This is a genomic window from Streptococcus mitis subsp. hohhotensis (assembly GCF_020089495.2).
In the GTDB taxonomy this organism is placed as follows: domain Bacteria; phylum Bacillota; class Bacilli; order Lactobacillales; family Streptococcaceae; genus Streptococcus; species Streptococcus hohhotensis.
The window spans coordinates 6,234-15,215 of the sequence record NZ_JAIRCA020000030.1 but is presented as its reverse complement, the minus strand read 5'-3'; the positions used below and the strand labels follow the sequence as shown (position 1 = coordinate 15,215).

Genomic DNA, 8,982 nt, shown 5'->3' with positions numbered 1-8,982 from the left:
GTGACGATAGCCTAGGAGATACACCTGTACCCATGCCGAACACAGAAGTTAAGCCCTAGAACGCCGGAAGTAGTTGGGGGTTGCCCCCTGTGAGATATGGAAGTCGCTTAGCTTTATTCCGCCATAGCTCAGTTGGTAGTAGCGCATGACTGTTAATCATGATGTCGTAGGTTCGAGTCCTACTGGCGGAGTAGTTAATTAAAGGAGGTTTTGACCTCTTTTTTTGTTATATAATTAATAATCTATATCGCACCTAACGAAGCGAGATATTTTTCTTGACGATAGAAGTTTCAGACACCATCATTTTCGAGCATTGATAGCACTTAAAACGACGCTCTCTAAGTAGAATTCTGGTAGGCATACCAGTCGTTTCGAGGTAAGGAATCTTAGAATGTTTTTGAAGGTCATATTTCTTCATTTAACTTCCGCAATCAGGGCAAGATGGGGCATCGTAGTCCAGTTTAGCGATAATTTCCTTATGTGTACCCCTATTGATGGTATCCATAATTTAGGGTCTGTAAGCTCTAGTAATTTTGTGATAAAGTGTAATTGTTCCATGAGATCCATAGAGGATTTACCCACTACAAATATTATATGAAGGTCGTGGGTTCGAGTCCTTCTTCCACAATAGAGAACCTTTTTTCTTTTTGATATTATTAAGGAATTTTATTTCTATTCAATCACTTCATAGTTTAGACTGAGCAATATTCAATGCTATTAAAACCGTACTGGATGATTTTTAGTGAGAGTAATAGTTTTTATGAATTGTTTATAGGAAATTTGTTTTTATTCTGTCCATCTTTCTCATCTTTTATATTGTTGAGGCTGGTATTTTAACAATTCAGGAATTATTAATGATTAATTAAAATTTTTTGTTAGAATAAGATCATAAAAAGTAAAGGAGTGTATGCTTATGCTACAAAATATTTATGATCAGATGACTGATTTCTATGACAGTATCGAAGAAGAGTATGCTACTTTCTTTGGTAATAGTTGGGACTGGGAACATTTTCATTTTAAATTTTTGATTTATTATTTAGTTAGATATGGTATTGGGTGTCGTAGGGATTTTATTGTTTACCATTATCGTGTTGCTTATCGTTTGTATCTTGAAAAGATGATAATGAAACAAGGTTTTATTTCTTGTTGAGATAGTCTGAGTTAATTTCCGAACAAATTTACTTTTTTATAGAAAGATAATAATAAATAGCTAGTTATTTTTCTAAATCATTTTTTAATAGTTGGAAATAGCAAATCTTTCTATTGTTTCTTCTTGATAAAAAGGCGATTTTTTCTTATAATAAATTGTAAGATATAATTGCAGGTGAGATTCCTGCCATGTATGTGAGAAAGGAAGAGCCTGAGGGCTCAGACAAGATTATGACTTCAGTTGTTGTTGTAGGTACCCAATGGGGTGATGAAGGTAAAGGGAAGATTACAGATTTCCTTTCAGCGAATGCAGAAGTGATTGCACGTTACCAGGGTGGTGATAATGCAGGTCACACGATTGTGATCGATGGTAAGAAATTTAAGTTGCACTTGATTCCATCTGGAATTTTCTTCCCTGAAAAAATCTCTGTTATTGGGAATGGTATGGTTGTAAATCCTAAATCTCTTGTGAAAGAGTTGAGCTATCTTCATGAGGAGGGTGTGACAACTGATAACTTGCGTATTTCTGATCGCGCGCATGTTATTTTGCCTTATCATATCGAGTTAGACCGTTTGCAAGAAGAGGCTAAGGGCGACAATAAGATTGGTACTACAATCAAGGGAATTGGTCCAGCTTATATGGACAAGGCTGCTCGTGTTGGGATTCGTATTGCAGATCTTTTAGATAAAGATATTTTCCGTGAGCGTTTAGAACGTAACCTTGCTGAAAAGAATCGTCTTTTTGAAAAATTGTATGACAGTAAAGCGATTGCTTTTGATGATATTTTTGAAGAATATTACGAATATGGTCAACAAATCAAGAAATATGTGACAGACACATCTGTCATTTTGAATGATGCGCTTGATAACGGTAAACGTGTGCTTTTTGAAGGTGCACAAGGAGTTATGCTAGATATCGACCAAGGTACCTATCCATTTGTTACGTCATCAAACCCTGTGGCTGGTGGTGTGACCATTGGTTCAGGTGTTGGGCCAAGTAAGATTGATAAGGTTGTAGGTGTATGTAAAGCCTATACGAGTCGTGTAGGAGACGGTCCTTTCCCAACTGAGTTGTTTGATGAAGTGGGAGAACGTATCCGTGAAGTTGGTCATGAATATGGTACAACAACTGGTCGTCCACGTCGTGTGGGTTGGTTTGATTCAGTTGTCATGCGTCATAGCCGTCGTGTTTCTGGTATTACTAACCTTTCATTGAACTCTATCGATGTTTTGAGTGGTTTAGATACAGTGAAGATCTGTGTGGCCTATGATCTTGATGGTCAACGTATTGACTACTATCCAGCTAGTCTTGAGCAATTGAAACGTTGCAAGCCTATCTATGAAGAGTTGCCAGGTTGGTCAGAAGATATTACTGGAGTTCGTAATTTGGAAGATCTTCCTGAGAATGCGCGTAACTACGTTCGTCGTGTGAGTGAATTGGTTGGCGTTCGTATTTCTACTTTCTCAGTGGGTCCTGGTCGTGAACAAACAAATATTTTAGAAAGTGTTTGGTCCTAAGAGATTTTTAAGATTTGTTTAAGATAGGTCGGGTATACTATAGACAGTTACAAGAAGACCTCCTAACTTGTTGTAACAAATATCCTAAACTTTTCTTTTTCATAATAATCTCCCTATAGAGTCACCAAATTTGGTGGCTTTTTTTGTGTTGGTAATCATGATATAATAATAAAATCGATAAGTAGGAAAAGGGAAATTGATGAATTATACAGTTGAAGAAAAAGAAGTCTTTATGAGGGAGGCTTTGAGAGAGGCTGAGATTGCTCTTGAACACAATGAAATTCCAATTGGTTGTGTGATTGTCAAAGATGGGGAAATCATTGGTCGTGGGCATAATGCACGTGAGGAGTTGCAGCGAGCGGTTATGCACGCGGAGATTATGGCCATAGATAATGCGAATCTGAGTGAGGAGAGTTGGCGCTTGCTGGATTGCACGCTTTTTGTGACCATTGAGCCTTGTGTTATGTGTAGTGGGGCGATTGGACTCGCCCGTATTCCAAACGTGGTCTATGGGGCTAAAAACCAGAAATTTGGCGCTGCTGGGAGTTTGTACGATATCTTGACAGATGAGCGTCTCAATCATCGTGTGGAGGTTGAAACGGGAATTTTGGAAGATGACTGCGCAGCTATTATGCAGGACTTTTTTAGAAATAGACGGAAAAAATAATTTTGCTTTTAAAATGAATAGGAATGTGATATAATTAATAGTGGAGCAACAGTTCTGCGTGAAGCGGGTCAGGGGAGGAATCCAGCAGCCCTAAGCGATTTGAATTGTGTGCTCTTTTTTTCGTGCTTTTTCCGAATAAATAAGATAGAATAATCTAGAATAAATGATAATAGAAAAGAGAAGATGATGAAAATTCGTGGTTTTGAATTGGTTTCGACTTTTACAGATGAAAATTTATTGCCGAAGCGTGAGACGGCGCATGCGGCTGGTTACGACTTAAAGGTTGCTGTGCGTACGGTTATTGCGCCAGGAGAGATTGTCTTGGTTCCGACAGGGGTTAAGGCTTATATGCAGCCGACTGAGGTTCTTTACCTTTATGATCGTTCTTCAAATCCTCGTAAGAAGGGTCTGGTCTTGATTAACTCGGTTGGTGTCATTGATGGGGATTATTATGGAAATCCTGGAAATGAAGGGCATATTTTTGCGCAGATGAAGAATATCACAGACCAAGAAGTGATTCTCAAAGTTGGGGAACGTGTGGTCCAGGCTGTCTTTGCTCCTTTCTTAATTGCAGATGGAGATGCGGCTGATGGCGTTCGAACTGGTGGATTTGGTTCAACAGGGCACTAGAATGAAGATTATCTTTGTACGTCACGGGGAGCCAGATTACCGTGAGTTAGAGGAGCGTTCTTATACGGGTTTTGGGATAGATTTGGCGCCCTTGTCTGAGAAGGGACGGCAGCAGGCTCAGGAACTGAGCAAAAATTCTTTACTCTCGTCAGATGAAATAATCGTATCTTCTGCAGTCACAAGAGCTTTAGAAACGGCTTCTTATGTAGTTTGTACTACGGGACTTCCTTTGAGAGTAGAGCCATTATTGCATGAATGGCAGGTCTATGAAAGTGGCACAGATAATTTTGAAAAAGCTCGTACTATGTTTCTAGAAAATAAGGGGGAATTACTTCCTAATAGTCCTATTCAATATGAGACAGCTGCGGAGATGAAGTCTCGGTTTCTAGAATGTATGTCTAAGTATCGAGAACATCAGACTGTGGTAGTTGTTGCTCATCGAATGCTCATGCGTCAGTTTGTGCCAAATGAGAAGATTGATTTTTGCCAAGTGATTGAGTGTGAGTTAGAAATATAGAAAGAGGTTTATTATCGCAAAGAAAAAAGCGACATTTGTATGTCAAAATTGTGGCTATAATTCCCCTAAATATCTGGGGCGTTGTCCCAACTGTGGGTCTTGGTCTTCTTTTGTAGAAGAGGTTGAGGTTGCCGAGGTCAAGAATGCGCGTGTGTCCTTGACAGGTGAGAAAACCAAGCCCATGAAACTGGCTGAGGTGACGTCAATCAACGTCAATCGAACCAAGACGGAGATGGAGGAATTTAACCGTGTACTTGGAGGCGGAGTGGTACCAGGAAGTCTCGTACTCATAGGTGGGGATCCTGGGATTGGGAAGTCAACGCTTCTCCTACAAGTCTCAACCCAGTTGTCCCAAGTGGGGACAGTTCTCTATGTCAGTGGGGAGGAGTCTGCCCAGCAAATTAAGCTACGAGCAGAGCGCTTGGGAGATATTGATAGCGAGTTTTATCTCTATGCAGAGACCAATATGCAGAGTGTTCGCGCAGAGGTAGAAAGAATTCAGCCAGACTTTCTCATCATCGACTCCATTCAAACCATCATGTCTCCTGAGATTTCAGGGGTACAGGGATCTGTTTCTCAAGTGCGTGAGGTAACTGCTGAGCTTATGCAGTTGGCTAAGACCAACAATATTGCTATTTTTATCGTAGGCCATGTGACCAAGGAAGGAACCTTAGCTGGGCCGAGAATGTTGGAGCATATGGTGGATACAGTGCTTTACTTTGAAGGAGAGCGCCACCATACCTTTCGTATTTTGAGAGCGGTCAAAAACCGTTTTGGCTCCACTAATGAGATTGGGATTTTTGAGATGCAGTCAGGCGGATTGGTTGAGGTACTCAATCCGAGTCAAGTTTTCCTAGAAGAGCGTTTGGATGGGGCGACTGGTTCATCAATCGTTGTGACCATGGAAGGGACGCGTCCGATTTTGGCGGAGGTTCAGGCTTTGGTGACACCTACCATGTTTGGAAATGCCAAGCGTACTACGACAGGACTTGATTTTAATCGTGCTAGCTTGATTATGGCTGTTTTGGAAAAACGGGCAGGTCTTCTCTTGCAAAATCAGGATGCTTATCTTAAATCTGCTGGCGGTGTCAAATTGGATGAACCTGCGATAGACTTGGCCGTTGCGGTTGCCATTGCTTCGAGCTATAAAGACAAGCCAACTAATCCTCAGGAATGTTTTGTAGGAGAACTTGGCTTGACGGGAGAGATTCGGCGCGTGAATCGTATTGAGCAGCGCATCAATGAAGCTGCTAAACTGGGTTTTACTAAGATTTATGTACCTAAGAATTCCTTGACAGGAATCACTCCGCCTAAGGAAATTCAGGTTATTGGAGTGACAACGATTCAGGAAGTTTTGAAAAAGGTCTTTGCATAATCCGTGACAAATCTTCTTAAAAATGATAAGATAGGAGAAATATTTGACTATCAAATTTTCGAGGAGGGAATCGTGTCGTATTTTGAACAGTTTATGCAAGCCAATCAGGCTTATGTTGCCCTACATGGGCAGTTAAATCTGCCACTTAAACCCAAAACTAGAGTAGCCATTGTGACCTGTATGGACTCACGTCTGCACGTTGCTCAAGCTTTGGGATTAGCACTTGGGGATGCTCATATCTTGCGGAATGCAGGTGGTCGAGTGACAGAAGACATGATTCGTTCGCTAGTTATTTCCCAGCAACAAATGGGGACAAGAGAGATTGTGGTATTGCACCATACAGACTGTGGTGCTCAGACCTTTGAAAATGGTCCTTTTCAGGAGTATTTAAAAGAGGAACTAGGTGTCGATGTGTCAGATCAGGACTTTTTGCCCTTCCAGGATATAGAGGAGAGTGTACGCGAGGATATGCAACTCCTTATCGAGTCTCCCCTAATACCAGATGATGTCATTATTTCTGGTGCTATTTACGATGTGGATACAGGAAGTATGACAGTCGTAGAATTGTAAATACTTTATTTAGAAAGAAAGTGTATGAAGAAAAACAGTATTTTATTTATTTTTATTTTATTGCTATGTATTGGTTTGCAGTATGAAACTATCTACTATACGGACGGTTCGATGTCAGCTGCGGAATATGGACTAATGGGAGTTTCTATCTTTCTAGCTCTCTTTTACATGATTCCGGCTCTTTATTTCCTTTTCCGTTTTGGGAAAAAATGGGAATTGCCAAAGAAGGCCTTGATTCTGTCTTTATTGGGAGGGATGTTCTTCTCAGGATGGTTGTCTAGTTTTGCTAATACCTATATCCATGATTTGCTGGGGGTTCTTTTCCCAGATAGTGCATTTTTAAATGCCTTTGAAAGTGCGATTGTGGCTCCTTTGGTAGAAGAACCCTTGAAATTATTGCCACTTGTCTTTGTTTTAGCTTTGATTCCTGTGCGAAAATTAAAATCTTTGTTTTTACTAGGGATTGCTTCTGGTTTGGGATTCCAAATGATTGAGGATATTGGCTACATTCGTACGGATTTACCAGAGGGTTTTGACTTTACTATTTCGCGAATTTTAGAGCGTATCATCTCAGGAATTGCCTCTCACTGGACTTTTTCAGGTTTGGCTGTAGTAGGTGTTTACTTGCTTTACAGAGCCTATAAAGGGCAGAAGGTTGGCAAGAAACAGGGGGTTATTTTCCTAGGTTTAGCCTTGGGAACTCACTTCTTATTTAACTCTCCTTTTGTTGAATTGGAGACAGAGTTGCCTTTAGCGATTCCAGTGGTTACGGCTATTACTCTTTATGGTTTTTATCAGGCTTATCGCTTTGTTGAGAAGCACAATGAGTTGATGAACTAGAATATTTTTCAAAAGAATGATGCAAGGGTACAAATATGGTGCCCTTCTTTTATTTTTGATTGAAAAATAGTGTAAAAAGCGCTACAATGGTAGATGGAAAATCTTGTGAAAAGCACAAGTGATACATATATACCGGAGGAAATCATGTCTTTTTCTGATTTAAAGCTGTTTGCCCTTTCTTCTAATAAAGAATTGGCAGAACGTGTGGCGCAGGAGATTGGGATAGAGTTGGGGAAATCAAGTGTTCGCCAATTTTCAGATGGAGAGATTCAGGTCAACATCGAAGAATCAATCCGTGGGAAACACGTCTTTATCTTACAATCAACTAGTTCGCCTGTAAATGACAATCTGCTTGAAATTTTGATTATGGTGGATGCTTTGAAGCGTGCGAGTGCAGAATCTGTCAATGTTGTCATGCCTTACTATGGGTATGCACGTCAGGATAGAAAGGCGAGAGCGCGTGAGCCAATCACTTCAAAACTTGTCGCAAATATGCTTGAAGTAGCTGGAGTGGATCGTTTATTGACCATCGACTTGCATGCTGCGCAGATTCAAGGATTCTTTGATATTCCTGTGGATCATTTAATGGGAGCTCCTCTGATTGCGGATTATTTTGAGCGTCGTGGTATGGTTGGTTCTGACTATGTGGTTGTCAGCCCAGACCATGGAGGGGTGACTCGTGCCCGTAAGTTGGCAGAATTTTTGAAAACATCTATCGCTATTATTGATAAACGTCGTAGCGTTGATAAGATGAATACTAGTGAAGTCATGAACATCATTGGTAAGGTCGAAGGCAAGACTTGTATCTTGATTGATGATATGATTGATACTGCTGGAACGATTTGTCATGCGGCAGATGCTCTTGCAGAAGCTGGTGCCGTTGAAGTCTATGCAAGCTGTACGCACCCAGTTCTTTCTGGTCCTGCTATGGACAATATCCAAAAATCAGCTATTAAGAAATTGGTTGTTTTGGATACCATCTATCTGCCAGAAGAGCGTTTGATTGATAAGATTGAACAGATTTCGATTGCTCATCTACTGGGTGATGCTATCGTCCGTATCCATGAAAAACGCCCACTTTCTCCACTTTTCAGTATTGAGAAAAAGATTTAATGATCAAGCCTGAGATAATTCTCAGGTTTTTTTCGTCTATTTTCCGAATAAATAGATAGAGTCAGTGAATCTAGTAAAACTAGATTTAATACTCTTCGAAAATCAAATTCAAACCACGTCAACGTCGCCTTGCCGTATATATGTGACTGACTTCGTCAGTTTTATCTGCAACCTCAAAACAGTGTTTTGAGCAACCTGCGGCTAGTTTCCTAGTTTGCTCTTTGATTTTCATTGAGTATAAAACTGTGGTATAATAAAAGGAGGAAAAGGATGATTCTAAGACATCCGGGCATTAGCCCGACCAATGACTTGGTTGCTAAGAAAATTTTCAGCAATCCAGAAATTACTTGTCAATTTATTCGCGATATGCTGGATTTATCTGCAAAAAATGTGACCATTTTGGAGGGGAGCAATATTCATGTCTTGCCTTCCATGCCGTACTCAGCCCAGGATTTCTATACTAGTATAGACGTCTTGGCAGAGTTGGACAACGGTACTCAAGTAATTATTGAGATTCAGGTGCATCATCAGAACTTTTTCATTAATCGTTTATGGGCTTATTTGTGCAGTCAGGTCAATCAAAATCTTGAAAAAATTCGTCAA

Annotated in this window: 10 protein-coding genes, 1 tRNA gene, 1 rRNA gene, 1 other RNA gene and 1 pseudogene; 13 read left to right on the top strand and 1 reads right to left on the bottom strand. The window is 40.3% G+C overall.

Translation table 11 applies throughout. From position 1 onward, the window contains the following. Positions 1-112, top strand: a 5S ribosomal RNA gene (gene rrf, locus K4Z77_RS09420); the annotation flags it as partial. A 5-nt stretch (positions 113-117) separates the two neighbouring features. After that, positions 118-191 (top strand) — tRNA-Asn (locus tag K4Z77_RS09415). 77 nt (positions 192-268) lie between these two features. On the opposite strand, the pseudogene K4Z77_RS09410 reads toward K4Z77_RS09415, so the two are convergent. Then, positions 269-558, bottom strand: a pseudogene (locus tag K4Z77_RS09410) (transposase family protein); the annotation flags it as partial. Between the two features lie 355 nt (positions 559-913). Between K4Z77_RS09410 and comW the strand changes: the two are divergent. The 11 genes from comW to K4Z77_RS09355 all read left to right on the top strand — a co-directional run. After that, positions 914-1,150 carry a sigma(X)-activator ComW gene (gene comW / locus K4Z77_RS09405; protein WP_000940045.1) on the top strand — a complete coding sequence of 79 codons (237 nt, stop codon included), beginning with the start codon at positions 914-916 and terminating at the stop codon, positions 1,148-1,150. Positions 1,151-1,380: 230 nt separating this feature from the next. Then, positions 1,381-2,667 (top strand): adenylosuccinate synthase, encoded by a 1,287-nt coding sequence (locus K4Z77_RS09400; RefSeq protein ID WP_001832534.1) that lies wholly within the window; start codon positions 1,381-1,383, stop codon positions 2,665-2,667. 199 nt (positions 2,668-2,866) lie between these two features. Beyond that, the gene (gene tadA / locus K4Z77_RS09395; RefSeq protein ID WP_224219156.1) at positions 2,867-3,334 is read left to right on the top strand and encodes a tRNA adenosine(34) deaminase TadA; all 468 of its coding nucleotides are present in this window, start codon (positions 2,867-2,869) and stop codon (positions 3,332-3,334) included. 32 nt (positions 3,335-3,366) lie between these two features. Then, positions 3,367-3,465, top strand: an RNA gene (gene ffs / locus K4Z77_RS09390) — signal recognition particle sRNA small type. Between the two features lie 55 nt (positions 3,466-3,520). Next, positions 3,521-3,964 (top strand): dUTP diphosphatase, encoded by a 444-nt coding sequence (locus K4Z77_RS09385; protein ID WP_060805345.1) that lies wholly within the window; start codon positions 3,521-3,523, stop codon positions 3,962-3,964. Continuing rightward, positions 3,924-4,481: a histidine phosphatase family protein gene (locus tag K4Z77_RS09380; RefSeq protein WP_224219155.1), complete on the top strand. Its 558-nt coding sequence runs from the start codon at positions 3,924-3,926 to the stop codon at positions 4,479-4,481. Before K4Z77_RS09385 ends, K4Z77_RS09380 begins: the two co-directional genes overlap by 41 nt. Positions 4,482-4,494: 13 nt before the next feature. After that, a complete protein-coding gene (radA, locus tag K4Z77_RS09375; protein WP_077804517.1) occupies positions 4,495-5,856 on the top strand; it encodes a DNA repair protein RadA in 1,362 nt (453 codons plus the stop codon). A 72-nt stretch (positions 5,857-5,928) separates the two neighbouring features. Next, positions 5,929-6,426 carry a beta-class carbonic anhydrase gene (locus K4Z77_RS09370; RefSeq protein WP_004237611.1) on the top strand — a complete coding sequence of 166 codons (498 nt, stop codon included), beginning with the start codon at positions 5,929-5,931 and terminating at the stop codon, positions 6,424-6,426. 24 nt (positions 6,427-6,450) lie between these two features. Next, positions 6,451-7,266, top strand: coding sequence for a PrsW family intramembrane metalloprotease (locus K4Z77_RS09365; RefSeq protein WP_224219154.1), 816 nt, complete (start codon positions 6,451-6,453; stop codon positions 7,264-7,266). A gap of 144 nt (positions 7,267-7,410) precedes the next feature. Beyond that, positions 7,411-8,379: a ribose-phosphate diphosphokinase gene (locus tag K4Z77_RS09360; RefSeq protein WP_000010158.1), complete on the top strand. Its 969-nt coding sequence runs from the start codon at positions 7,411-7,413 to the stop codon at positions 8,377-8,379. A 270-nt stretch (positions 8,380-8,649) separates the two neighbouring features. Continuing rightward, on the top strand, positions 8,650-8,982 hold a 333-nt coding region (locus K4Z77_RS09355; RefSeq protein ID WP_224219153.1), incomplete at its 3' end, for an Rpn family recombination-promoting nuclease/putative transposase.